General features: G+C 60.1%; 24 protein-coding genes and 1 pseudogene. 10 read left to right on the forward strand and 15 right to left on the reverse strand.

What is annotated here, in order from left to right; translation table 11 throughout:
- Nucleotides 1-77: 77 nt before the first annotated feature.
- Nucleotides 78-746 carry an isoprenoid biosynthesis glyoxalase ElbB gene (elbB, locus tag ACA059_RS30515; RefSeq protein WP_497632058.1) on the forward strand — a complete coding sequence of 223 codons (669 nt, stop codon included), beginning with the start codon at nucleotides 78-80 and terminating at the stop codon, nucleotides 744-746.
- Between the two features lie 86 nt (nucleotides 747-832).
- Here the strand turns inward: elbB and ACA059_RS30520 are convergent, their stop codons facing one another.
- Complete coding sequence (locus ACA059_RS30520) at nucleotides 833-1,288, reverse strand: YaiI/YqxD family protein (RefSeq protein ID WP_033060654.1); 456 nt, start codon at nucleotides 1,286-1,288, stop codon at nucleotides 833-835.
- Nucleotides 1,289-1,315: 27 nt separating this feature from the next.
- Nucleotides 1,316-3,214, reverse strand: a complete 1,899-nt coding sequence (locus tag ACA059_RS30525; protein WP_497632059.1) for an FTR1 family protein — start codon at nucleotides 3,212-3,214, stop codon at nucleotides 1,316-1,318.
- A 331-nt stretch (nucleotides 3,215-3,545) separates the two neighbouring features.
- Here ACA059_RS30525 and ACA059_RS30530 point away from each other — a divergent pair, with 331 nt between their 5' ends.
- From ACA059_RS30530 to ACA059_RS30545, 4 genes are read left to right on the forward strand one after another with little or no spacing between them, the layout of a single operon-like run.
- Nucleotides 3,546-4,940: a COG3014 family protein gene (locus ACA059_RS30530; RefSeq protein ID WP_497632060.1), complete on the forward strand. Its 1,395-nt coding sequence runs from the start codon at nucleotides 3,546-3,548 to the stop codon at nucleotides 4,938-4,940.
- A 15-nt stretch (nucleotides 4,941-4,955) separates the two neighbouring features.
- Entirely contained in the window at nucleotides 4,956-5,327 is a 372-nt protein-coding gene (locus tag ACA059_RS30535) for a YcfL family putative periplasmic lipoprotein (protein ID WP_283182138.1), read from the forward strand.
- A 39-nt stretch (nucleotides 5,328-5,366) separates the two neighbouring features.
- Complete coding sequence (gene lpoB / locus ACA059_RS30540) at nucleotides 5,367-5,954, forward strand: penicillin-binding protein activator LpoB (RefSeq protein ID WP_283182139.1); 588 nt, start codon at nucleotides 5,367-5,369, stop codon at nucleotides 5,952-5,954.
- A 3-nt stretch (nucleotides 5,955-5,957) separates the two neighbouring features.
- The gene (locus ACA059_RS30545; RefSeq protein WP_497632061.1) at nucleotides 5,958-6,701 is read left to right on the forward strand and encodes a penicillin-binding protein activator LpoB; all 744 of its coding nucleotides are present in this window, start codon (nucleotides 5,958-5,960) and stop codon (nucleotides 6,699-6,701) included.
- Between the two features lie 194 nt (nucleotides 6,702-6,895).
- On the opposite strand, the gene ACA059_RS30550 is transcribed toward ACA059_RS30545, so the two are convergent.
- The 3 genes from ACA059_RS30550 to ACA059_RS30560 form a co-directional block, all read right to left on the reverse strand.
- Nucleotides 6,896-7,528: a LysE family transporter gene (locus tag ACA059_RS30550; RefSeq protein WP_497632062.1), complete on the reverse strand. Its 633-nt coding sequence runs from the start codon at nucleotides 7,526-7,528 to the stop codon at nucleotides 6,896-6,898.
- Nucleotides 7,529-7,643: 115 nt separating this feature from the next.
- On the reverse strand, nucleotides 7,644-8,225 hold the full coding sequence (locus tag ACA059_RS30555) for a mechanosensitive ion channel family protein (RefSeq protein ID WP_129440102.1): 582 nt from the start codon (nucleotides 8,223-8,225) through the stop codon (nucleotides 7,644-7,646).
- Nucleotides 8,225-10,135, reverse strand: a complete 1,911-nt coding sequence (locus ACA059_RS30560; RefSeq protein WP_415758660.1) for an ATP-binding cassette domain-containing protein — start codon at nucleotides 10,133-10,135, stop codon at nucleotides 8,225-8,227. Before ACA059_RS30560 ends, ACA059_RS30555 begins: the two co-directional genes overlap by 1 nt.
- Nucleotides 10,136-10,185: 50 nt before the next feature.
- Between ACA059_RS30560 and ACA059_RS30565 the strand changes: the two genes are divergently transcribed.
- Nucleotides 10,186-10,650, forward strand: a complete 465-nt coding sequence (locus tag ACA059_RS30565) for a TIGR02444 family protein (protein WP_497632063.1) — start codon at nucleotides 10,186-10,188, stop codon at nucleotides 10,648-10,650.
- On the opposite strand, the gene ACA059_RS30570 is transcribed toward ACA059_RS30565, so the two are convergent.
- On the reverse strand, nucleotides 10,647-11,786 hold the full coding sequence (locus ACA059_RS30570) for an AlgP family protein (protein ID WP_497632064.1): 1,140 nt from the start codon (nucleotides 11,784-11,786) through the stop codon (nucleotides 10,647-10,649). The genes ACA059_RS30565 and ACA059_RS30570 overlap by 4 nt on opposite strands.
- A gap of 192 nt (nucleotides 11,787-11,978) precedes the next feature.
- Between ACA059_RS30570 and ACA059_RS30575 the strand changes: the two genes are divergently transcribed.
- Nucleotides 11,979-12,644, forward strand: a complete 666-nt coding sequence (locus ACA059_RS30575) for an FKBP-type peptidyl-prolyl cis-trans isomerase (protein WP_497632065.1) — start codon at nucleotides 11,979-11,981, stop codon at nucleotides 12,642-12,644.
- 63 nt (nucleotides 12,645-12,707) lie between these two features.
- Here the strand turns inward: ACA059_RS30575 and ACA059_RS30580 are convergent, their stop codons facing one another.
- The 8 genes and pseudogenes from ACA059_RS30580 to ACA059_RS30615 all read right to left on the reverse strand — a co-directional run.
- Complete coding sequence (locus ACA059_RS30580; protein WP_033053386.1) at nucleotides 12,708-13,166, reverse strand: Rsd/AlgQ family anti-sigma factor; 459 nt, start codon at nucleotides 13,164-13,166, stop codon at nucleotides 12,708-12,710.
- A gap of 179 nt (nucleotides 13,167-13,345) precedes the next feature.
- Nucleotides 13,346-13,897 (reverse strand): disulfide bond formation protein B, encoded by a 552-nt coding sequence (locus ACA059_RS30585; RefSeq protein ID WP_497632066.1) that lies wholly within the window; start codon nucleotides 13,895-13,897, stop codon nucleotides 13,346-13,348.
- A gap of 229 nt (nucleotides 13,898-14,126) precedes the next feature.
- Nucleotides 14,127-15,365 carry a heme biosynthesis protein HemY gene (locus ACA059_RS30590; RefSeq protein ID WP_309676540.1) on the reverse strand — a complete coding sequence of 413 codons (1,239 nt, stop codon included), beginning with the start codon at nucleotides 15,363-15,365 and terminating at the stop codon, nucleotides 14,127-14,129.
- Entirely contained in the window at nucleotides 15,362-16,513 is a 1,152-nt protein-coding gene (locus ACA059_RS30595) for a uroporphyrinogen-III C-methyltransferase (protein ID WP_497632067.1), read from the reverse strand. The genes ACA059_RS30590 and ACA059_RS30595 overlap by 4 nt, the downstream gene beginning before the upstream one ends.
- Nucleotides 16,514-16,529: 16 nt before the next feature.
- Complete coding sequence (locus tag ACA059_RS30600) at nucleotides 16,530-17,297, reverse strand: uroporphyrinogen-III synthase (protein WP_497632068.1); 768 nt, start codon at nucleotides 17,295-17,297, stop codon at nucleotides 16,530-16,532.
- Entirely contained in the window at nucleotides 17,294-18,235 is a 942-nt protein-coding gene (gene hemC / locus ACA059_RS30605) for a hydroxymethylbilane synthase (protein WP_497632069.1), read from the reverse strand. The genes ACA059_RS30600 and hemC overlap by 4 nt, the downstream gene beginning before the upstream one ends.
- Nucleotides 18,236-18,372: 137 nt before the next feature.
- Nucleotides 18,373-19,119, reverse strand: coding sequence for a LytR/AlgR family response regulator transcription factor (locus tag ACA059_RS30610; protein ID WP_046045093.1), 747 nt, complete (start codon nucleotides 19,117-19,119; stop codon nucleotides 18,373-18,375).
- Nucleotides 19,116-19,435, reverse strand: a pseudogene (locus ACA059_RS30615) (sensor histidine kinase); the annotation flags it as partial. The pseudogene ACA059_RS30615 and the gene ACA059_RS30610, both read right to left, overlap by 4 nt.
- 143 nt (nucleotides 19,436-19,578) lie before the next feature.
- Between ACA059_RS30615 and argH the strand changes: the two are divergent.
- Nucleotides 19,579-20,973 (forward strand): argininosuccinate lyase, encoded by a 1,395-nt coding sequence (gene argH / locus ACA059_RS30620; protein ID WP_497632070.1) that lies wholly within the window; start codon nucleotides 19,579-19,581, stop codon nucleotides 20,971-20,973.
- A 119-nt stretch (nucleotides 20,974-21,092) separates the two neighbouring features.
- On the opposite strand, the gene ACA059_RS30625 is transcribed toward argH, so the two are convergent.
- The gene (locus tag ACA059_RS30625) at nucleotides 21,093-21,752 is read right to left on the reverse strand and encodes a glutathione S-transferase family protein (protein ID WP_497632072.1); all 660 of its coding nucleotides are present in this window, start codon (nucleotides 21,750-21,752) and stop codon (nucleotides 21,093-21,095) included.
- A gap of 124 nt (nucleotides 21,753-21,876) precedes the next feature.
- On the opposite strand from ACA059_RS30625, the gene ACA059_RS30630 reads away from it, so the two are divergent.
- The gene (locus ACA059_RS30630) at nucleotides 21,877-22,173 is read left to right on the forward strand and encodes a hypothetical protein (protein ID WP_497632073.1); all 297 of its coding nucleotides are present in this window, start codon (nucleotides 21,877-21,879) and stop codon (nucleotides 22,171-22,173) included.
- 385 nt (nucleotides 22,174-22,558) lie between these two features.
- On the forward strand, nucleotides 22,559-22,804 hold the full coding sequence (locus ACA059_RS30635; RefSeq protein WP_008150272.1) for a TIGR02647 family protein: 246 nt from the start codon (nucleotides 22,559-22,561) through the stop codon (nucleotides 22,802-22,804).
- Nucleotides 22,805-22,977: the final 173 nt, after the last annotated feature.

Here is a 22,977-nt window from a genome sequence, read left to right on the forward strand (position 1 = left end):
TGTAGCCGCGAATTAACCCTATGGCAACGAGTGACAAATTAGTGGACATTTAACGCCATGAATCTGGAGAAAAGCCCATGAGCAAAAAAATTGCAGTGATCCTATCCGGCTGTGGCGTGTACGACGGCGCCGAGATCCACGAAAGCGTGATCACCCTGCTGCGTCTGGACCAGCGGGGGGCTCTGGTGCAGTGTTTCGCACCGAACATCGCGCAGCTACATGTGATCAATCACCTGACCGGCGAAGAAATGCCCGAGTCGCGCAACGTACTAGTGGAATCGGCGCGGATCGCCCGAGGCAATATCAAGGATATCCGCGAAGCGGACGTTGAAGACTTCGATGCGCTGATCGTTCCGGGCGGTTTTGGGGCGGCCAAGAACCTGTCGAACTTCGCCGTCGAAGGCGCCGGCTGCACCGTGCAACCGGAAGTCCTGGCGCTGGCTGAAGCCTTTGCCGAGGCCGGCAAACCGGTCGGGCTGATCTGCATCTCGCCGGCGCTCGCGGCGAAGATCTATGGACCGGGCGTGACCTGCACCATCGGCAACGACGCCGATACTGCCGCCGCCATGAACAAGATGGGCGCCACCCACAAAGATTGCGCGGTGAGCGACATCGTCGAAGACAAGGCCCGCAAACTGGTGTGCACCCCGGCTTACATGCTGGCGCAATCGATCAGCGAGGCAGCGTCAGGCATCAACAAACTGGTCGACCGCGTTCTGGAACTGACCCACGAAAACGACGCGTAAAGGTAAGATCAAAAGATCGCAGGCTTCGCCAGCTCCTACATAGGGTCGATGTTCACCCGTAGGAGCTGCCGCAGGCTGCGATCTTTTCAGGCTTTGCGGGAAAGCCGCGTGAGGATCCGGTCCAGCGCATTGGCAAACGCCTGCTTCTCACGCTCGCCAAACGGTGCTGGCCCGCCGCTCATCTGCCCCTGTTCACGTAGATCGGTAAACAGGTTACGCACCGCCAATCGATCACCCATGTTCTGCGCATCGAACTCTTTGCCCCGTGGATCCAGCGCCGCAACGCCCTTTTTCACCAGACGGTCGGCCAGTGGCACATCGCTGCAGATCACCAATTCGCCGGGTACCGCGTATTCCACCAGGTAGTCGTCTGCGGCATCCGGACCGCTTGGCACCACGATCAGCTTCACCAGGGCCAAACCCGGTTTGATCTGCGGCTGTCCGGCCACCAACACCACTTCGAACTGGCGCTTGAGGGCGAACTTCACCACCAGATCCTTGGCCGCCCGGGGGCAGGCGTCGGCATCGATCCATACACGCATGTTTTTACCTCTTGAGGATCTCTCGGATCAGGAAACCTGCACCCGCCGCTTCTCAGCCAGCCAACTGCGACCATACAGCACGATGATCGCAATGATCGCCACGACCTGCGCACTCAGCGAATACGCATCCGCATGAATCCCCAGCCAGTCGAAGTCAAAGAACGGCACTGGCCGGGTGCCGAAAATCCCGGCTTCCTGCAACGCCTTCACGCCATGCCCGGCAAACACTACCGACAACGCGCACAACAGACCGGCGTTGATACTGAAGAATAACGACAGCGGTAGTTTCGCCGATCCGCGCAGAATCACCCACGCCAGCCCCACCAACATAACCAACGCCGTCGCACCACCCGCCAGTACCGCGTTATGGCCCGCTGGCCCCGCCTGCAACCACAGGGTCTCGTAGAACAGAATCACTTCAAACAGCTCGCGATACACCGAGAAGAACGCCAGCGTCGCAAACCCGAAACGCCCGCCGCCGCCCACCAGGCTGCTCTTGATGTAATCCTGCCAGGCCGCCGCGTGACGACGGTCGTGCATCCACACACCGAGCCAAAGCACCATGACGGCGGCAAACAACGCCGTCGCACCTTCCAGCAATTCGCGTTGCGAGCCGCTGACATCGATCACGTACGCCGCCAGCGCCCAGGTCGCCAGACCCGCCAGCAGCGCCAGCCCCCAGCCGACGTTGACGCTGCGTACCGCCGATTGCTGGCCGGTATTGCGCAGGAACGCGAGGATCGCTGCCAGCACCAGGATCGCTTCCAGGCCTTCGCGCAGTAGAATCAACAAACCGGAAATGTAGCTCAGGGACCAACTCAAACCATCGCTGCCCAGCAGGCCGGCGGATTCCTTCAGCTTGGCCTTGGCCGCGTCCAGACGCTGCTGGGCCTGGGCCACCGGCAAACCATCCTGCAACGACTGACGGTACGCCATCAGCGATTTTTCCGTGTCTTTGCGCACGTTGGCGTCGACGTTGTCCAGCGAGCTTTCGACCAGTTCGAATCCCTCCAGATAAGCGGCCACCGACAGGTCATAGGCCTGATCGTGATCGCCGGCACGGTAGGCCGCTATGCTTTTGTCCAGTGTCGCAGCGGTGTAGTCGAGCAACTGCGCCGGGCCACGCTTGACCTGCGGCGGTTGCGCTCGCTGCGCACGGAAGGTCGCCGCAGCTTGCGGCCCCTCGGCAACCTGCACTTCTGCGGGAGTCTGACGGGCCAGGTCGGCGATGTTGTAGGTTTTTTCGGATTTTGCAGCAGCCGGGTCGGCGCTGAAGCTGGCGATGTAGGTTGCCAGGTCCCACCGCTGACGATCGTCCAGCTGATCGGCGAAGGCCGGCATGTCGGTGCCTTCGACACCGAGGCCCAGGGTGCTGTAGATCGCGTAGAGGCTCAGGTGATCCAGTCGCGCCGCATCACGCAGATTGGACGGCGGTGGCGTCAGACCGACACCCGCCGGGCCATCCCCGGCACCCGCGTCGCCATGGCAAACCGAACAATGCTGAGCGTACAGCGGCGCACCACGGGTCGGATCCGGCGTAATGATCGGCGCCTGGCTGACTTCATAGGTCACCGCCAGTTTCGCGCCGAGTTGCCGTGCCTGACGGGCGACGTCTGCGCCGTCTTGTCGCGCAGCAATGGCGTTGCGCAGCGTGCTGACGCCCTGCTCCAGTCCGGCTTTTTCTGGCTTGGCCGGCATCGCGGCGATCAAGCCTTGCAGCGCCTTGATGGATTCCAGCTGCTGTTGGTATTCGGACTTATTAATGACCTTACCCGCCTGCACCGCTTCCGGGTAATCCGCGCCGATGTAATCGAGCAAATGCAGCGCTTGCGGCGCGCCTTCAACCGTGTCGGCCAGCAGGTTGAAACTGCACAGGGCAAACAACGGCAACATCAGCCAGGCCAGGAAACGGGACGGGGCAGTCATGAATGAATCTCAATTGGAAATACGAAGTAACACATTGTTCACTTCCAATGACTTTCACTCAAGCTTTGTTGTGGGGTGCACGGCACGGCTGGGTGGCCGACGCATCGGTTCGCGCTTCCGAGCCATGATGGCACTCCGTCAAAATGCGCAATTAAAAAGCCATTACATGGCCAGCATCCCTGTTTATAATGCCGCGCCCTCGTTATTGCGAAACGGTATTTAAGCTCCTCTTTTTATGAGGAATTGGCAGGATGCCAACATCCCCCGCCAGTAGGTCCCATCAGCCCGACCAGCATTTGCGGCTGCTTACATTCAGGGAAGAAGTACCCCAATGGCATCCCGCGCCCTTACCTCGATCGCGCTCAGCGCCGTCACCTTGCTCTCCGGCTGCTCGGCATTTCGTAACTACGACTCCGAACTGGCCCAAACCAACCAGCAACTGGCCGCCGGCAATGTCGATGCCGCGTTGACCCTGCTGGAAAAGAACAACACCAGCCCGGACAAAGACCTGCTCTATTACTTCGAGAAGGGTGAACTGCTGCGCGCCAAGGGCGATTTGTCCGGCAGTCAGAATGCCTGGAGCAGCGCCGATCAAGTGGTTGGCAAGTGGGAAGACTCGGTCAAGCTTGATACCGGCAAATACCTCGCCCAGTTCGGCAGTTTCCTGGTGAACGACAAGGTCCGTCGCTACGAAGGCTACGACTACGAAAAAGTCATGCTGACCACGCAGATGGCCCTCAACCTGCTGGCGGTGAACGACTTCGACGGCGCGCGCATGTCGATCAAAAAGACCCACGAACGCGAAGCCGTGATCGCCGACCTGCGCGACAAGGAATACCTCAAGAGCGAAGAGGAAGCCGAGAAAGAAGGCGTCAAAACCCAGTACAAGGATTTGCAGGGTTACCCGGTCGCCAGCCTCGACGCCCCGGAAGTGGTCAGCCTGAAAAACAGCTACCAGAGTGCGTTCAGCCACTACCTGGCCGGCTTCGTCTACGAAGCCCTGGGTGAAAAAGACCTGGCCGCGCCGGGCTATCGCAAAGCCGCCGAACTGCGCCCGAACACCCCGCTGCTCGAACAGGCGCTGGTCAATCTCGACAAGCCAAGTGGCAAGAACGATGACAGCGACATCCTGATCGTCGTGCAAAGTGGTCTGGCGCCGTCGCGCGATTCGATCCGCATCCCATTGCCCTTGCCGATCAGCAACCAGTTGGTGATCACGCCACTGTCGTTCCCGATCATCAAGCCGGACACCTCCACCGCCACGCTGACCCAGATTGGCGTGGACGGCCAGCAACTGAACTTGACGCAACTCAACAGCACCACTGCCATGTCCCGCCGCGCCCTGCGTGACGACATGCCAGGCATCATCCTGCGCACCACCGTACGTGCCGTGACCAAAGGCGTGGCGCAGAAGCAGATCAACGAAACCAACCCGCTGGCGGGCCTGGCGGTCGGTATTTCTTCAGCCGTGCTCGAAGGTGCCGATACCCGTACGTGGCGCACCCTGCCGGACTACACGCAAGTGGTGCGTCTGCGCCTGAAGAAAGGTGAGCACCAAGTCACCCTGCCGAGCGCCGTGGGCGGTTCGGTGGTCAAGGTCACCGTCGATCAGCGTTACCAGGTCATCAGCCTGCGCGCCGTGGGCAATCAGGTGTTCGCCAGCGGCCTGGCCGCGCATGTGATCCCGAGCGCCAACCCGACCGCCGTGGCCAGCCTCAAACCTTAAGAACGGAGTCTTTGCATGCGTTTCAAACTCATCGCTGTTGTCGCCCTGGCCTTACTGGCCGGGTGCGCCACCCCGCCACCGCCGGAACCTGGCAGCGCCGCCAGCAAGGTCGTGGCCATGGGCAAGCTCAAGAACATCGTGGTCGGCGCCATGCGCGTCGCCCGGGAAAATGGCTTCATGACGGTCAATGCGCAGCTGAGCAACACCAGCTTCAACAACAAGACCTTCTACTACCGTTTTGCCTGGCTCGGCCCTGAAGGCTTCCCCGTCGCCGAAGAAGAAACCTGGAAAAGCCAGATGATGTACGGCGAGCAGACCAGCTTCATTCAGGCGATCGCGCCAACCGCCAAAGCCGTGGATTTCCGTCTCGAAATCAAAACGCCTTAAGCCCGACACCCTATTCGTTCAGTTCTAGAGAGCATTCCCATGTTTGCACGCTTTTCGTTCATTGCCGTTATCGCCCTTCTGGCCAGCGGTTGCGCCAACACTTCGCCAACGCTGGGCAGCAAAAGCATCAGCTACGGTGACACCAAGGCTGTGGAAACAGTGACCAACGAGTTCGGTTCCACCGACCTGCAGATGATCGCTGAATCCATGACCCGCTCCCTGGCCCAGTCCGGCATCATGCAGGGTCGTCCGGTGGTTCAGGTCTACGACGTGAAGAACAAGACCAGCGAGTACATCGATACCCGCGAAATCACCACCAGCATCAAGACCCAGCTGATGAAAACCGGTGTCGCGCGCTTCGCCAGCGACAACAACGCGATGCAGAGCCAGGTTGACCAGCTCAAGCTGCAAAACCAGAGCGGCCTGTACAAGAAAAGCACCGTGGCCAAGACCGGCAACATGATCGCCGCCAAATACCGTATCGAAGGTTCGATCAGCTCGATCGTCAAGCGCAGCAGCGACTACAAGGACGTCTTCTACAAATTCAGCCTGCAATTGATTGACGTTGAAAGCGGTCTGGCCGAGTGGATGGACGAGAAAGAGATCCGCAAGACCACGGAGCGTTAATCAATGCGCGCATGGATTGGCATGATGGCCCTGGCTTGCGCGTTCAGCGTGCAAGCGGCCCCGAAAGTCGCGGTGACGGACCTCGCGTACCAGGAGCGAGTGGAGCAGTACATCCACATCGTTTCGGCACAGAGCAACCACAGCCAGAGTTACTACGGCGCCAGCGGCTCTTCGAGTTACAACGAAATCGAAGCCACCACCAGCTACATCGAACAAGGGGAATTGCGCAAATTCACCGGCGACATCAAGGGCGAGATTCTTCGTACCGGCATGTTCCAGTTGGTCCAGGGCACGCCTTACACATCGGCGTCCAAGGGTGACGTCTATGACGTGATCAAGCGGATCAAGGCCGGCAACTTCAAAGGCGCCGACTACGTGTTGTTCGGCACCGTGTCGGACATCGACTTCAACAACGACATCAACGAGCTCGCCAACACCGACAGCTATTCGGCGGTGCTGGCGTTGACCCTGGTGGCGGATTTCAGCCTGATCAATACCAAGACCTTCGAAATCACCTCGGCCTTCACGGCGATGGGCGAAGGTCAGGACACCAAACTGATGAACCATCGGGACATCCGTGTCTCGCTGAACCGCCCACGGGTGGTGCGTGACGTGTCCAAGTCCTTGGGCGAAGACGTGGCGGGGCAACTGAGCCAACAGCTCGGTGGCGGCGGTTACGAGCAGCCGCGGCAAGCCCCGCTGCGCAATAACCTGCCAGCGGACATAGCACCGGTCATTCTGCGCTGATCTAAGGCTTGCTCTGACCCTGTGGTGAACTGCTTTTGTGGTGAGGGGATTTATCCCCGTTGGACTGCGTAGCAGTCCCATCTCTGGGGCCGCTTCGCGACCCAACGGGGATAAATCCCCTCGCCACGAGGGCATCCGCATCACAAATGAAAAAGGCGACCTCGTGAGGTCGCCTTTTTTTGTGCCTGACGGTTTTACACAGCCACTTTGCGAAGGGTCGCCATGAATGCCGCCGCACCAATGAACAGCCCGGCAAACGTGCGGTTCATGCGTCTCTGCTGCTTGGGCGTGCGCAACATCCGCAGCACCTTCGATGCAAGTCCGGTGTAACCGGCCATGACGATCAAATCAACGCAGACCATGGTCACACCAATGATCAGGTACTGGATCAGCAGCGGCGCATGCGGATCAATGAACTGCGGCAACACCGCCAGCATGAACACCAGCGCCTTGGGGTTGCTGATGTTCACCAGAAAACCACGGAACACCAGGGCCATTGGCTTGCCAATCTGACGCACGGCCGCGTCATCGCTCATGTCGCTGGGTAGCGCACGCCATTGCTTGATCGCAAGGTAAACCAGATAGGCGACACCGAACCATTTGATCGCATAGAACGCCGTGGCCGACGCCGTGAGAATCGCGCCAACACCGGCACCGACAATCGCAATCTGTAACGCCAGACCCAGTTGCAGGCCCAGGGCGTTCCAGTAACCGCGCCAGAAACCGTATCGCAGACCGCTGGACATCGACGCAATGGCGCCGGCACCGGGAGACAGACTGATCACCCAGCAGGCGGCAAAAAACGCCAGCCATGTTTGAAGCACCATCGCACACCTCGACTCAGACTCGTGACAGACGTCTAAGCTAATGCGGCTTTGGGCCGATGACTACCGATTTTTTGCAGGACAGAACAGCTGCCGACCAACGTGGTCGGCATGTCGGCTACTTTTCGAAACCGTTGGAAGGGAATACATCGCTGCCGCGCCAGCGTCGAACCGAGCGCTGGAAGAACAGGCTGTTGGGCACTTGCACCATGGCGCTGCCGGTGCCGAGTTCTTCGGCTTCGATCAGCGTGGTGTAGAGCAGATTGATCGCAACGACCCGGCCTTTGACGCCGGGCTTGTCGGTGGTGTCCACCAACTCGACCACGTCGCCGAGGCGAAACGGGCCGACGGTGAAGATCAGGATTGCGCATAACAGATTCGAGAGCACGCTCCACATGGCGAAGAACGCCACTGCCGCTACCGCGACAAACCCGGACAGCGCGGTCCAGAGCACCGTCGCCGACACCCCGAGGCGTTCCAGCACGAAGATCAGCGCGCTGCCCATGATCAGCCAGCGCAGACCACCGCGCAGCGGCATCAGCAATTGTGGCGGCAACGGATAGCGCTCACCCAGGCGAGTCAGGCACTTGGCGACGCAACGCTGGGCAACATATCCCGCCAACAGAATCAGCAGGATCTGCACGAAGAGCCAGATCGGCTCGATCCACACAGCAGGCAATGGCAGCTTGAAGGCTTCCATCAGGACAGAGCCTCCAGCTCCGCCTGCATGCTTTCGAGCAGTTCCAGCGCTTCCATCCAGGCTTCTTCCAGCTCGGCTTCACGGACCTTCAGCTTGGCCTGTTCGGCCAGCAGATCACGCAAATCGTTCTTGCGCGCCGGCTCGTAAATGTCGCTGTCGCCGAGGCTGGTATCGATCTTCGCCAGTTTCTCGTGCAGCTTGCCCAGTTCGACTTCGAGCTTGTCAGCCTCGCGCTTGTGCGGTGCCAGTTGCTGACGCAACGCGGCCGCCGCCTGGCGCTGGGCCTTCTTGTCGGTCTTGTCCGGATTGACCGGCGTATTGCTGACCGGGGCGTTGCGCTGACGGTAGTCCACCAGCCAACGGGTGTAGTCTTCCAGGTCGCCGTCGAACTCCTCGACCTTGCCGTCCGCCACCAGATAGAAATTGTCGGTGGTGCTTTTGAGCAAATGGCGATCGTGGGAGACCACCAGTACCGCGCCACTGAATTCCTGAAGGGCCATGGTCAGCGCCAAGCGCATTTCCAGGTCCAGGTGGTTGGTCGGTTCGTCGAGCAGCAACAGGTTCGGCCGGCCCCAGGCGATCAACGCCAGCGCCAGACGAGCCTTTTCGCCACCGGAAAAGTTCAGCACCGGCTCATCGATCCGCGCGCCGCGGAAGTCGAAACCACCGAGGAAGTCGCGCAGGGTCTGCTCGCGCTCGGTCGGCGCCAGGCGCTGCATGTGTAGCAACGGGCTGGCCTTGGAGTCGAGTGAGTCCAGCTGATGTTGGGCGAAGTAGCCAACGACGGTGTTCTCGCCACGGGTCAGTCGGCCGGACAACGGCTCGAGTTCCCCGGCAAGGTTTTTGATCAGGGTCGATTTACCGGCGCCGTTCGGGCCGAGCAAACCGATCCGTGCACCGGGGGTCAGTTGCAGCTTGACCTTTTCCAGCACGGCCCGCTCGCCGTAACCCAGTCGGGCGTCGGAGAGGTCAATCAACGGGCTGGAGATTTTCACTGATTCGCGGAAAACGAAATCGAATGGCGAATCGACGTGGGCGGCGGACAATTCTTCCATCCGCTCCAGTGCCTTGATCCGGCTCTGGGCCTGACGGGCCTTGGTGGCCTGGGCCTTGAAGCGGGCGATGTAGCTTTCCATGTGCGCACGTTGCGCCTGCTGCTTCTCGTAGGCCTGCTGTTGCTGGGCCAGACGTTCGGCACGGGCGCGTTCGAAGGCGCTGTAACCACCGCGATACAGGGTGATCTTGCGCTGATCAACGTGGGCCACGTGATCGACCACGGCATCGAGGAAGTCCCGATCGTGGGAAATCAGCATCAAGGTGCCGGGATAGCTTTTGAGCCATTCTTCGAGCCAGATGATGGCGTCGAGGTCCAAGTGGTTGGTCGGTTCGTCGAGCAACAACAAATCCGAGGGGCACATCAAAGCCTGCGCCAGGTTCAGACGCATCCGCCAACCACCAGAGAAATCTCCTACCTGGCGATCCATCTGTTCATTGGTGAACCCAAGGCCGGCCAGCAGTTTTCGGGCCCGGGCATCGGCGGTGTAACCGTCGGCGCTGTCGAGTTCCGAGTGCAGGCGGGCCTGAGCGGTACCGTCATGGGCCGCTTCGGCTGCCGCGAGGTCGCGTTGCACCTCGCGCAGCCGCAGGTCGCCATCGAGCACATAGTCGACCGCCACGCGATCGAGAGTGTCGATCTCCTGGCGCATGTGGGCGATGCGCCAGTCCGCCGGCAGGAAGCAATCACCCGAGTCCGGGTGCAGGTCACCCAGAAGCAAGGCGAACAGGCTCGATTTGCCGGCGCCGTTGGCACCGATGAGGCCGGCTTTGTGGCCGGCGTGCAGGGTCAGCTCGGCGTCTTCTAGCAGACGTTGAGGGCCACGCTGTAAAGTCAGGTTCTGAAGTCGAATCATAATGGCGGCGGAGTCTACCAGCTTCGCTCGCAACTGGCGCGAGTAGCACTATGTCCTCTGACCTGTGGAGCTTTTCCCTTAGTACTTACGCCCGTCCCGGCGTTGAACCCGCATGCCTGCAGTTGCAGTCGGCGGGTATCAATGTGTGCTTGCTGCTCTGCGGGCTGTGGCTGGGAGAACGTGGCGTCGCCTGTAACGAACACCGATTGCAGCAACTGCGTAGCGTGGCCGAGCCGTGGGACGCAGACGTGGTGCGACCGCTGCGAGCCTTGCGGGTGAATTGGAAAGTCGCCGCCGACGACGATGGCGAACTTAATGCTTTACGCGAGCAAGTGAAGGCACTCGAACTGGACGCCGAGCGACATCTGTTGGTGCGACTGGAACGATCGGCGCTGAGTTGGCCGCAGGGTGAGGCGACCGATCTAACGGCTTGGCTGGAAGGTGTGGCGGCTGGCGCCGCCCACCTGGACCGCGACGCGCTGCATCAGCTGCGCGTCGCGGTAACCGGCACTTAAGAAGCGCTGGTTGGGGTGGTTGCTGCGATCGACGCGGCGGCCGGCGTTGGCGCTGGCGTGGCTGTCGAGGTGGCTGCTGCTAAAGCAGACGTTGCTACCGGAGCCGGGTTGGCTGGCTTGGCAACCGGCGCGGCGGCCGGCTTGGCGGCAACCGGTTTTTTCACTGCTGGTTTTGCAGCTGGCTTGGCGGCGGCTGGTTTTGCAGCACTGGCGGTGGCCGGTTTGGCAGCCGCGGCAGGTTTAGCCGCACCAGGTTTGGCGGCCGGTTTAGCGGCTGGTTTGGCCGCTGCTCTTGCAGCAGGTTTGGCCGCGGTTTTCGCAGCAGGTTTTGCAGCGGTTTTAGCCGCGACAGGTTTGGCGGCCGACTTGGCAGCAGGTTTCGCCGCTGCAGTTTTGGCTGCTGGTCTTGCTGCGGGTTTAGCGGCCGTTTTTGCAGCTGTTTTTGCAGCCGGCTTGGCGGCTGGTTTTGCAGCGGCTGTTTTCGCCACGGCGGGTTTTGCAGCAGCAGTTTTTGCAGCACCAGACTTGGCTGCGGCAGGCTTGGCAGCGGCTGTTTTTGCAGCCGGTTTTGCGGCGCTAGCAGCGACTGGTTTTTTCGCCGCAGGTTTAGCGGCAGGTTTTGCTGCGGCTTTCACCGGTGCTTTGGCGGCCGGTTTGGCAGCAGGCTTGGCCGGTGCTTTTGCAGCAGCCGGTTTGGCAGCGGCTTTCTTGGCAGGAGCCGCAGCAGGCTTGGCCGAACGCAGGGACAACGCCTTGCCGACAGCCTCTTGTACACGTCCGACGCCCTGGGCCAGTTTCAGGCTTTCTTGAGCATCGCGCTTGAGTTGCAGAATGTAGCTACGAGTTTCGGATTGACGATCCTTGAGGGCATCGAGCAAGTCCTCAAGCTCCTTCACCGCGCCCTTGGCTTTGGTTTGTGCCTTGGCCTTGCCGGCCGCCGCAGCGTCCTGCAATTTGGTACGGGACTTGTGCAATTTTTCTTGCGCTTTTCCGCGTTGCTTTTCCAGTTTGGCGAGCAGTTTTTCAGCATCAGCCAAGGCTTGGGAACAAGCGTTTTCCAGATGCTCGAGCAAGCTGCCCGAGAGTTGTTGGAGTAAGTGCAACGGAGTATTTACAGGCTTCTTGGTGGCCGACATGGTTTACCTCCTGGCTGACGTGGGTGCGGCTCATACTAGACCTCTGCTGCTACCGCCGCTAGGGCATGTTGACAGTATCCAAAGCGCTGCGTTGCAACGGATTGAAATTCTTCTGCGCCTACGCAAAACCAGTTCACCGTAGAGCGCATTCACACTGGCATAATCTCCCGCATCTCAGGTCGGAGAGTGCCCATGTCGCGCTACCTTTTTTTATCACTGTGCGTGTTTTTTTCCGCGGCTCAGGCCGCCGAAAAAACCAAAGAAAATGACACTCATGATCTCTCTTACAGCCTGGGCGCGAGCCTCGGCGAACGCCTGCGCCAGGAGGTTCCCGATCTGCAACTTCAGGCGCTGATCGAAGGTTTGCAACAAGCCTATCAAGGCAAACCCCTGGCGCTTAAAGATGAGCAGATCGAACAGATTCTTGCCGAGCACGAAGCCCAGGTCGCCTTGCAACCGAGCACGCCGCAAAGTGAAATCGCCCTCGAAAAAGAGCAGGCCTTTCTCGCCGAGGAAAAAGCCAGACCGGGCGTTCGTGAACTGGCAGATGGAATATTGCTAACGGAGTTGGCGCCAGGCACTGGTGCCAAGGCTGGCCCCAACGGCAAAGTCCAGGTGCTGTATATCGGTCGCCTTCCCGACGGCACGGTGTTCGATCAGAACAGTCAGCCGCAGTGGTTCAGTCTCGACAGCGTGATCAGCGGATGGCGCAGCGCGTTGCAGCAGATGCCGGTCGGTGCGAAATGGCGCCTGGTGATTCCATCGGCCGAAGCCTATGGCGCCGAGGGTGCCGGCGACCTGATTGCACCGTTCACACCGCTGGTATTCGAAGTCGAATTGCGCGGTGCCACGAGCTGAATACCGGAAACGAAAAACGGCGCGCATAGCGCACCGTTTTTGGAGGTCTTGCAGGAAGGGGGTTCAGGCCTGAACCGGGTCCTCTTCCTTGTGAGCGGTGTGCAGCACTTCGATCAGGCAGTCTTCCAGTTCGAAGCGTTCGTGCAACAGGCCACCCAGCTCTTTGAATTTCTCTGCCACGCATTGACCTGCATCACACAGGTCGTTGAACGCGAGCAGCTTCTCGGTGATGACGTCGATGCGAGGGTAGATGGTCTCGGCCAGCTCGAGCCCGCGAGTATCACCAAACGCCTTGGCTTCGCCGGTCAGCTGTTCGTAGATCTCGAAGTGCCCGGCAGACACGTAATCGACCAGCACGCCGCAGAATTCCTGCAACGGCTTACGGTTCTCACCCAGTGCCTCAGGCTTGGCGCCGAGAGCATCATAGGCCCGAACCAGTTCGTGACGCTCCTGCAACCAGCGATCGATCAGCAGATGCACTCCACCCCAACGTTCCTGAGCATTCTGACAACTTTCGAGCATGGTGATCTCTCTTCCCTTGTGGGTCATGCTGCCCTACACCCGTCGCCACACTTGAAGGTCAAGTATCGGCCAGGCAGAGCGTCATTCGAGCAACATAATTCCAATGACACGTGCGGGCCAGATTATGCCCGCGCGACAATGGCTTCAAGGTACGCAGGAGATAAAGTTCATACAAGTGTTTAATCACCCGTCAGCGCCCGGTGCGACGAACCGCCGCTGAGCGGTCGCAGACAGGCTTTCCAGACAACGCGCAGCAGCTGATAAATTCCCAGAATTGTCATCGCCATGAAGAACAGCAGACTCCATTCAGGAATGCTCAGGTCGAACAGTGTCCAGGAAATCTCCGCGCATTCCGCCTCCCCTTTGAACATCTGCGTGGCCTGACACAACCAAGGCATGTCCTCGTACTGAACTGCCAGATTGGGCGAGCACGTCAACAGCTGATGCATTGGATCGCTCTGCAGCAATACCTGCCGCCACGCCGTGACCGTACCCGCCAGACTGCAAAACAGCCCGAGCATCCAATACAGGAAAGACCCGAAGCGGCCCGGCCCATGCACCGAAGCCACCAGGCAGATACCCGTGAGCAACGCGAGGCAAAAGCGCTGCAACAGGCACAACCCGCAAGGCTTGAGGCCGACCGCATATTCCAGGTAATAGGACACGCCCAGGGCCAGGGCACCTGCAATGAAAGCCATGAAAAACAAGGAGCGTGAACAGGCCAAAGACATGGCATTTCCGTAACAGTAGAGACAGGCGGTTACGGTAGAGGAAAGCGCTGCAGCCTTTCAAGGCAGGCCAGCGGGGACACTTCAACAGAAGTGTAGGGAATTCCCGACAAGAACGAGAGGATTAGGTGTAGTCCTCTGTAGGATTCTGCCGTTGACGGACTACAAAGGTAAATTTCCGGCAGTCTGCAGACGACTGGATCGCTCCTTCGAGCGACCCGTCATCCACTCTTCAAGCGTGAACAGGAACCGGCAACGGTGCCGCCAGCAAGCGCTCGTCCAACAAACCCAAGCCCTCCTGGAACAACTGATTACTGCGTTCTGTGTCACCCAGCTGCGCCAGCAGCCGCGCCAGTTCCGCGCAGGCTTCCGGGTTGCGCTGCACGCGCAGGCTGCTTTCCAGATAGTCCCGGGCCTTGCCCCAAAGGCTGCTTTGCAGACACAAGCGCCCCAAGGTCAGCAGCAGGCTCGGGTCGGCCGGATGATCCTTGAGCCAGCCCTCGGCAGTGTGCAGTTGACGTGCCGGATCGCTGCCGCGAACGAGTCCGTAAAGGCGCGCCAGATGACTGTCGTAGTTGCGCTTGAGCGCCGTTCGCAGGATCTCTTCGGCCTCGACCTGAGCACCCAGTTGCCGAAGTTGCTCGGCATAAGCGAGCACCAGTTGCGGCTCCTGACGTTGAGCTGAGGTCAACTGCTGCCAGGCGCGATTGAGCGATTGCAAGCCGACCGTCCCGTCTTCTTCCTGATGCGCCGCCAGGGACAGGTTCTCACCCCAGGCCCGGCGTTCCAGTTCGGCCAGTTCGGCCGGTGGCAGGACCTTGTCCTTGCGCAGCTCCGGCAGCAGACGAATCACGGCCGACCAGTCGCCCCGCTGTTGGTGCAAGCGCTGCAACTGGCGCAAGGTCTGGACGTTATGAGGATGACGCTCGTGCATGGCTTGCAGGGTCACCAGGGCGCCTTCGGTATCACCGCGGTCGGTCTGCAATTGTGCGTGGCTCAGGGCAATCGCCAATTCTGCCTGGGGCTGTCGCTCCAGAGCGCGCTCCAGCAGGTTGTCGCTTTCCTCGTATTGACCTTGTTCGTTCGCGGCCCGGGCAGCGCCGAGGTAGTAAAGCAAAGGCTGGCGCTCGGCTTCCGCTGCCCGATGCAGATGGCGCTGCGCACTGGCCCAGCGACCTTCGGCCAGATCCAGCTGACCGTGTTCAATTGCCACCTGCACCCGGCGACTGCGATTGCGCCGCGACCAGGGATTGACCACGCCACTGGAGGTCGTCACCAATTCGATCAACGCCTTGATGCCCCAGAACACCAGCCAGAGCACGGCGACCAACGCCAGGGTTGCCCACAGGCTCGATTCGTAACGGAAGCTTTTGTAGGCGATCAGCACGTAACCGGAATGCTCGGCAATCGCCAGCCCCAGCGCGGCAGCAGCGGCGATCACCAGGAACACGATCACATAGAGGCGTTTCATGGCGTCGCCTCCTGAGCGGTGTCCGCGGCAGGTTTGGCCATCGGCTTGATCGAGTCCTCGGCGTTGACATTACGCCGCTCCAGATACCCCTGAACCGCGCTCAGCGTGCCGGTCAGGTCTGGCGTGACGACGGTGACCGGTTGCTTGCTCAACTCGCCTACCTGCTCAAGCATCACCTTGCTCTGAGGGTTGTCCGGGTTGAAGTTGCCCTTGAGCACGTCCCGCGCTTCGGCCAGCGCCTGGGTATAAACCGCGGCCTGGCCATTGAGCGCGGCCCATTGCGCCTGCTCCAGCGCCAGGCTCAGGGCCAGGCGCACCTGGCTCAGGCCCTGCCCGGCCAGCAACGGACGCACATTCTTGTCAGCGTTAAAGTCGATGCGGATGTAGCGCGAGACCTGATCCCACCATTGCGCCCAGCGACTGGCGCCGTCGCCATCGGCGGTGAGACCCAACAGGGATTCGCCACGGTCCTTGTACTCAGGTGCCAGCTCGGTGAGGCTGATTACCTGATCGCGCAGCGCCCCCAGTCGCAGGAACAGCCCGGTGCGATCCGGCTGTTGGGTGCTACGCAATGCCACCAACGTTTTGGCCACTTGCTCGCGAGCGGCAAAAGAGCCCGGGTCGTTCTGTTCGCGCAGAATTTCATCGGCGCCCTGCACCAAAGCCTGGGCACTGCTGATGTCCTGCAACGCGGAAAGACGCAGGCTGGCCAGACGCAGCAGGTGCTCGGCCTCGGCCAGACGCCAATCCTTGCGGCTGGCGCCGAGAACCGTTTCCAGACGTTGATTCAAGCGTTGCTGATCACCTTGAAGTTGAGTGACCAAACGACTGCGCGCGTCGAGCTCGGCGGCGGCAGGCATTTGTTCCAGGCGAGCAGTCAGGCGTTGTTCATTGAGCTTCAGGTCCTGTGCCTGATCGTTCAATGCCTGGACCTGGCTCAACTGTTGTTGAGTATTGGCTTGCAGGTGACGCACCTGCCAGACTCCCCAACCGCCCACGGCGACACCGGCAGCGCCCAGCAGCAGCGCGACGATTGCCAGCCCATTGCCTCGGCGCTGCACTGCAGCGGACCCAGTTTCAACCGGTGCTTCAACCGGTGCATCGAGCACTGGCTGGACGTCATCTTTAGGCAAGGCTGTTTCGCTCACGTATCCATCCTTTGCATTAGAGAACGGGTCCGGGATGCTCCCGTAACGCCGTCAGCAAAGCCGTGGCACTGGCGCCACGACAATCCACAACTGTTTGGGCCCCGGCGGCAAGTGCCAGCTCGGCGACCCGGGGGCTTGGAACAAACAACGGCAACCGCGCCAATTGCGGCCAGGCATCGCCGGCCAATTGATGCAGGTGCTCAAAACCCTGTCCACTGCTGACCACCAGCCCGTTCAAGCGTTCCGCTTCGATCAGGTCAGGCAGCGCTGCCGGCGGGTATTGCGGCAGGTCGCGGCGGTACAACTCCAGATACTCGACACTAGCACCAAGCTCGCGCAAACGCTCAGCCAGCAACTCGCGCCCGCCCTCCCCGCGCATGATCAACACGCGTGGACCGGGCCGCGCGATTGCCTCGCGCAACTGAGGAAGTTCAAGCAAGGCTTCGCTGTCATCGCCATCCACCGGAAAGCTGATGTCCAACCCGCGATCCTCGAGGATCTGCGCGGTGGCTGCGCCCACGCTGAACCACTTCAAACGAGGGGGTTGCGGCCGATACCGGTCAAGCAGATCCACTGCAATTCTGGCGGCCGGCTTGCTGACCACGATCACCGCGCAATAACGATCCAGCCCCTGAATCATCTCGCGCATTGTGTCAGAGGCAGAAATCGGCTCGATCTCCAAAAGCGGCAAACTGCTGCTGAAAATCCCCTTTCCGGCCAAAAGACTGCTCAGCGCCGCCGACTCATCCGCGGGACGCGTCAGCAGCAGGCGCCAACCCGTCACTCGTGACCTGCCTCGCCGTAGACTGCTTTCAGAATGTCGTTGGCGCCTTGACTCAGCAGGTCTTCAGCCACTTGCACGCCCAAGGCTTCGGCGTCGCTACGTGGCGCACGAGCCTCGGCGCTGAGCAGCAGACCGCCGTTCGGATCACCGACAAGACCACGCAACCAGATCTGCTCGCCTTCAAGCACGGCATAGCAGGCGATCGGCACTTGGCAGCCGCCATTCAAGTGTTTGTTGAGAGCACGTTCGGCGGTCACGCGGGTGGCGGTGTCCTGATGGTGCAGCGGTGCCAACAACGCGTGAATTTCGCTGTCGACGCTGCGGCATTCGATACCCACCGCGCCTTGGCCACCGGCCGGCAGACTGTCGTCGACGCTGATGGCCGAGGTGATGCGGTCTTCAAAGCCGAGACGAATCAGGCCGGCGGCGGCGAGGATAATGGCGTCGTACTCGCCGGCATCGAGCTTGGCCAGGCGCGTGTTGACGTTGCCGCGCAGGAAGCGAATTTCCAGGTCTGGACGCCGGGTCAGCAACTGGGCCTGACGGCGCAGGCTGGAGGTGCCGACGACGCTGCCTTGCGGCAATTCGTCCAGGCTGGCGTAGGTATTGGAAACGAAGGCATCACGCGGGTCTTCTCGCTCGCAGATGCAAAACAGACCGAGGCCTTCAGGGAAGTCCATCGGCACGTCTTTCATGGAGTGCACGGCGATGTCGGCTTCGTTTTCCAGCAGTGCGGTTTCCAGTTCTTTGACGAACAGGCCCTTGCCGCCGATTTTCGACAGTGGCGAGTCGAGCAACTTGTCACCGCGACTGACCATGGGCACCAACGTCACGAGCAGACCCGGATGGGCCTCTTCCAGACGGGCTTTGACGTATTCGGCCTGCCACAGGGCGAGAGCACTTTTACGGGTGGCGATGCGGATTTCGCGAGAGGACATGGATCAATCCGTACTGAATAGATACGGCGGATAATAACAGCTCAGCCAAATCCACTTTGACTTGTATCAGAAACCGCGTGGCCTCCCTGGCCTCAGACATCCAGCAATCGGGATGAAACCCGCCCGTAAATGGCGGATTAAAGCTGTTGCATCATCTTGCGCACGCCGGCCACATGCCGTCGGCTGACGATCAGGGCGTCGCCGTTCAAGCCTTTGAGGAACAGCTGAAAATGCCCCAGAGGCGTGCGCTGCAGGCGTTCGATGCGTTCGCGGGCGACCAGCGCGTTGCGGTGGATTCGCACGAAGCGGTCGCCAAATTCATCTTCAAGGGCCTTGAGCGGCTCATCCAGCAGCACTTCGCCGCCTTCGTGGCGCAAGGTCACGTATTTGTGATCCGCAATGAAGTAGACCACCTGACCCAACGGGATCAGTTCGATACCTTTACGGGTACGGGCGCTGATGTGGCTGCGCGGGCCACTGCCACTTTCGGCGGCGGGACGGGTCAGGGCCGCGAGCTGGACGCGATTGGGCCGCTCGGCTTTTTTCAACGCTTCATGCAATTGTTCTGTACGCACAGGTTTCACCAGATAGCCTACGGCGCTGGCCTGTAAGGCTTCCACGGCAAATTCATCGGGCCCTGTGCAAAACACCACGGCGGGCGGGGTTTCGCGTTCGCACAATCGTGCAGCCACTTGCAGGCCATCGAGACCCGGCATGCCGATATCGAGCAGCACGATATCGGGTTTGTGGCTGTCGATCAGAGCCAACGCCTCATCGCCGTTCGTGGCGCTAGGCTCCAGGACACTGTATCCCTCAAGTTCGCCAACCATTCGGCTCAGGCGCTCGCGGGCAAGGGGTTCGTCATCAACGATCAGGACATTCATATTGCGCTGGATTCCTGCGTGAGTCTCGCACAAGGATAGCGTAGACAGGTGAAGTGACGTCCGTCACCGCGATCCACGCTAAGACTAGCGCGAGGGCCAAAAAGTGCCGCCCGACCGACGGTTAAATTTTCATCTGTCGTGCGTTTGGCGGCCCAGGCCCGCGTTGGCGAGGCATCGCCGTAGGGTTTGTTGATACACAATATGAACACCCCCTCTTCTTATAGTCAGCTGCATCGTCTGGAAGTGCGCTGATCCTACTGTCCAACTGTAGACGGTTGCCGGCACGATATTGCTCAATTGAAAAATATCGTTGCGCAAATCCCCTCGGCGTTGATTCGAGTATGGACCGCCGCCTGAGAAAAAAACGTATCGACCAGTGCCAGCGACAGGATTGGCAACCCTGTTATTATCCGCGACAGCTTTCTACGCCATCTTTCTTCAGCCGACACGAGCGAATTCATGAGCACTGACAAGACCAATCAGTCCTGGGGCGGCCGCTTCAGTGAACCCGTCGACGCCTTCGTCGCCCGCTTCACCGCCTCCGTCACTTTCGACCAGCGCCTGTATCGCCACGACATCATGGGCTCGATCGCTCACGCCACGATGCTGGCCAAGGTCGGCGTGCTGACCGATGCCGAGCGCGACAGCATCACTGATGGCCTGAAGACCATCCAGGGTGAAATCGAGGCCGGCCAGTTCGACTGGCGCATCGACCTCGAAGACGTGCACATGAACATCGAGGCGCGTCTGACCGACCGCATCGGCGTCACCGGTAAAAAGCTGCACACCGGCCGCAGCCGTAACGACCAGGTCGCCACCGACATCCGCCTGTGGCTGCGTGACGAGATCGACCTGATCCTGAGCGAAATCACCCGTCTGCAAAAAGGCTTGCTGGAGCAGGCCGAGCGCGAAGCCGGCAGCATCATGCCGGGCTTCACCCACCTGCAAACCGCGCAGCCGGTGACCTTCGGGCATCACATGCTGGCCTGGTTCGAGATGCTCAGCCGCGACTACGAGCGCCTGGTCGACTGCCGCAAGCGTACCAACCGCATGCCACTGGGCAGCGCCGCACTGGCGGGCACCACCTACCCGATCGACCGCGAATTCACCGCTCAACTGCTGGGCTTCGACGCCGTGGGCGGCAACTCGCTGGACAACGTGTCCGATCGTGACTTCGCCATCGAGTTCTGCTCGGCCGCGAGCATCGCGATGATGCACTTGTCGCGCTTCTCCGAAGAGCTGGTGCTGTGGACCAGCGCGCAGTTCCAGTTCATCGATCTGCCGGACCGTTTCTGCACCGGCAGCTCGATCATGCCGCAAAAGAAAAACCCGGACGTTCCAGAGCTGGTGCGTGGCAAGACCGGTCGCGTATTCGGCGCGCTGATGGGCCTGCTGACCCTGATGAAAGGCCAGCCACTGGCCTACAACAAGGACAACCAGGAAGATAAAGAGCCACTGTTCGACGCCGCCGACACGTTGCGCGACTCGCTGCGGGCCTTTGCCGACATGATCCCGGCGATCAAACCCAAGCACGCAATGATGCGTGAAGCGGCCCTGCGCGGTTTCTCCACCGCCACCGACCTGGCCGACTACCTGGTACGTCGTGGTCTGCCGTTCCGTGACTGTCACGAAATCGTTGGCCATGCCGTGAAGTACGGCGTGGAAAGCGGTAAAGACCTGGCGGAAATGAGCCTGGAAGAGCTGCGCAAGTTCAGCGACCAGATCGATCAGGACGTGTTTGCCGTGCTGACCCTGGAAGGCTCGGTGAATGCCCGTGACCATATCGGCGGGACTGCGCCGGCACAGGTCAAGAAGGCTGTGGTTCGCGGCCAGGCATTGATCGCCAGCCGCTAAAAGCATCGCGGGCAAGCCCGCTCCCACATGATCTCTGAGTAGTCAAAGATTGATGGCAAATAGAGAAACCTGTGGGAGCGAGCTTGCTCGCGATGACTGACTTTAGAACGCTACAAAACCTACTTCTTGCCGGCAACCATCGCCAAAAACGCTGGCATTGCCGCGTCCTTGTCCTTTGCGATCCGCTGCACATTCGGATTCTGCCCCAGACGTTCCAGCAGCGCCTTGGCCGCCGGCATCTCAGCCAGCAAATCCAGGTCAAACAGCTTCTGCGCCACCGCACAGGCCAGCGGCACGCTGTAGAGGAAATACAAATCCGCAATGCTCAGGCTGTCACCTGCCACATAAGGGGCGAACTTGCCGTGCCTGCCCAGTGAGGCAAACCCCAGCAGCAACTCGGCTTTGGTCTTGTCCTTGATCGCATCCGGCACAGTCATGCCGAAAAATGCTTCGGCGTAGCAGGCACGCCCCGGCAATTCGATGTACAGCTCGATTTCCTTGGCCAGTGCCAGGACCTGCGAACGCTCAAAGGGATCGCTCGGCAACAGCGGCGTGCCTTTCTGGCTGTGTTCGAGGTGTTCGAGAATCACGCTGGTTTCGTTGACGAAACCCTGTTCGACACCCAGCACCGGCACCTTCCCGCGCGGGCTGATGGCTAATGCCTCGGGGCTAGGCCCCGGGTAAAACAGTACCTCTTCAAATGGCAGACCCTTCTCGAGCAGCGCCAGCTTGACCATGTTGTAGTAGTTGCTGACGGAGAATCCAAAAAGCTTGAGCATCACATAGCCTCCAGGCCGTGCGGGGTTGGCAGGTGCCTTTTATAGAACGCCGCAGAGTTTCTTGCCAGCAGCATCACAGCGCTGAATGCAGGTAAACTGGCCGCCTTAACTTGAGGAGCCTGCCATGAGCGAGCCAACCACCGGCATCAACAACGACGACATCGACGAAGAAGAGTTCGCCGAAAACACCCTGGTCGAAGCCATCGAAAACCAGATCGAAAGCGACAACCCGCCAGCCGCCAAGGCAACCTTCAACAAGCTGACATTAGTGGGTTACGAGCGTGAAGAAATCCTCAATCTAATGGCCCACGTTCTGGCCGTGGAAATCGACGCAATCCTCGAAGAAGACCGCGCGTTCAACACCGAATGGTATGAAGCCGCGTTGCGTGCATTACCAGAGTTGCCGCCGGAAAAGAAATAAGCCCGCAGGCCCTTGTGGCGAGGGGATTTATCCCCGTTGGGTCGCGAAGCGGCCCTGAAACCTGTGATCGCGATGTTTCAAATAAACCGCGATCACAGGTTTACGGCTGCTGCGCAGCCGAACGGGGATAAATCCCCTCGCCACAAAAATCCCTTCACCACAGGCAATCTCCACAACCACAAAAACCCGCTCCCACACAGATTGTCACCAATCAGTCCCGCCTTCCTCCAGACCCTGACTACACTGAATCCACCCCGCTGCCGCACCACCCACCGGGGAATGCTTCCCAAGGCGAAAAAACCCTGTCGCGAGCACTGGACATGCCGCCCGAGTGGGATCACCTTAGGGACGCTGTCGTCCAATTCCTAGAAAGTCTGGAGTCCTTATGTCGCTTACCCCTGAGTTGGTTGCCGAACTGGAAATCCTCGCACTCTTCAACCTGGACAGTTCCCAGGAAGGTTTGAAAATTCATCAGACCGCTGCCCCGAAAGCCATTGCTGCCGCCCAAAGACTGTTCGACAAAGAACTGATCACCCAGCCAGATGGTGGTTATCTGACCAGCCTGGGCCGTGATGCCGCGCAAAATGTGCAAACCGTTCTGACCATTCTCAACGTCCGGGAAACTGCCTGAGCATTACCGTAGCGCCCACGGAAACCCCTGCTACGGGATTTCCGCGGGCACATTTCGTTACCTGCCCTGTTGCCTGCCGTCGCCCCGCGATAAAAATCTGACGCCAGAAAAACAAAATCAGCTTAAAAGTCCTGGAGCCGAGGCGCTAAACTGCCCCTCATCCGCAGACACCC

The organism is Pseudomonas sp. LBUM1647 (assembly GCF_059716175.1).

Coding starts and splice junctions, on each gene's coding strand:
- elbB (WP_497632058.1), top strand. CDS start 78: ATGAGCAAAAAAATTGCAGTGATCCTATCCGGCTGTGGCGTGTACGAC.
- ACA059_RS30520 (WP_033060654.1), bottom strand. CDS start 1,288: ATGCGTGTATGGATCGATGCCGACGCCTGCCCCCGGGCGGCCAAGGAT.
- ACA059_RS30525 (WP_497632059.1), bottom strand. CDS start 3,214: ATGACTGCCCCGTCCCGTTTCCTGGCCTGGCTGATGTTGCCGTTGTTT.
- ACA059_RS30530 (WP_497632060.1), top strand. CDS start 3,546: ATGGCATCCCGCGCCCTTACCTCGATCGCGCTCAGCGCCGTCACCTTG.
- ACA059_RS30535 (WP_283182138.1), top strand. CDS start 4,956: ATGCGTTTCAAACTCATCGCTGTTGTCGCCCTGGCCTTACTGGCCGGG.
- lpoB (WP_283182139.1), top strand. CDS start 5,367: ATGTTTGCACGCTTTTCGTTCATTGCCGTTATCGCCCTTCTGGCCAGC.
- ACA059_RS30545 (WP_497632061.1), top strand. CDS start 5,958: ATGCGCGCATGGATTGGCATGATGGCCCTGGCTTGCGCGTTCAGCGTG.
- ACA059_RS30550 (WP_497632062.1), bottom strand. CDS start 7,528: ATGGTGCTTCAAACATGGCTGGCGTTTTTTGCCGCCTGCTGGGTGATC.
- ACA059_RS30555 (WP_129440102.1), bottom strand. CDS start 8,225: ATGGAAGCCTTCAAGCTGCCATTGCCTGCTGTGTGGATCGAGCCGATC.
- ACA059_RS30560 (WP_415758660.1), bottom strand. CDS start 10,135: ATGATTCGACTTCAGAACCTGACTTTACAGCGTGGCCCTCAACGTCTG.
- ACA059_RS30565 (WP_497632063.1), top strand. CDS start 10,186: ATGTCCTCTGACCTGTGGAGCTTTTCCCTTAGTACTTACGCCCGTCCC.
- ACA059_RS30570 (WP_497632064.1), bottom strand. CDS start 11,786: ATGTCGGCCACCAAGAAGCCTGTAAATACTCCGTTGCACTTACTCCAA.
- ACA059_RS30575 (WP_497632065.1), top strand. CDS start 11,979: ATGTCGCGCTACCTTTTTTTATCACTGTGCGTGTTTTTTTCCGCGGCT.
- ACA059_RS30580 (WP_033053386.1), bottom strand. CDS start 13,166: ATGCTCGAAAGTTGTCAGAATGCTCAGGAACGTTGGGGTGGAGTGCAT.
- ACA059_RS30585 (WP_497632066.1), bottom strand. CDS start 13,897: ATGTCTTTGGCCTGTTCACGCTCCTTGTTTTTCATGGCTTTCATTGCA.
- ACA059_RS30590 (WP_309676540.1), bottom strand. CDS start 15,365: ATGAAACGCCTCTATGTGATCGTGTTCCTGGTGATCGCCGCTGCTGCC.
- hemC (WP_497632069.1), bottom strand. CDS start 18,235: ATGTCCTCTCGCGAAATCCGCATCGCCACCCGTAAAAGTGCTCTCGCC.
- ACA059_RS30610 (WP_046045093.1), bottom strand. CDS start 19,119: ATGAATGTCCTGATCGTTGATGACGAACCCCTTGCCCGCGAGCGCCTG.
- argH (WP_497632070.1), top strand. CDS start 19,579: ATGAGCACTGACAAGACCAATCAGTCCTGGGGCGGCCGCTTCAGTGAA.
- ACA059_RS30625 (WP_497632072.1), bottom strand. CDS start 21,752: ATGCTCAAGCTTTTTGGATTCTCCGTCAGCAACTACTACAACATGGTC.
- ACA059_RS30630 (WP_497632073.1), top strand. CDS start 21,877: ATGAGCGAGCCAACCACCGGCATCAACAACGACGACATCGACGAAGAA.
- ACA059_RS30635 (WP_008150272.1), top strand. CDS start 22,559: ATGTCGCTTACCCCTGAGTTGGTTGCCGAACTGGAAATCCTCGCACTC.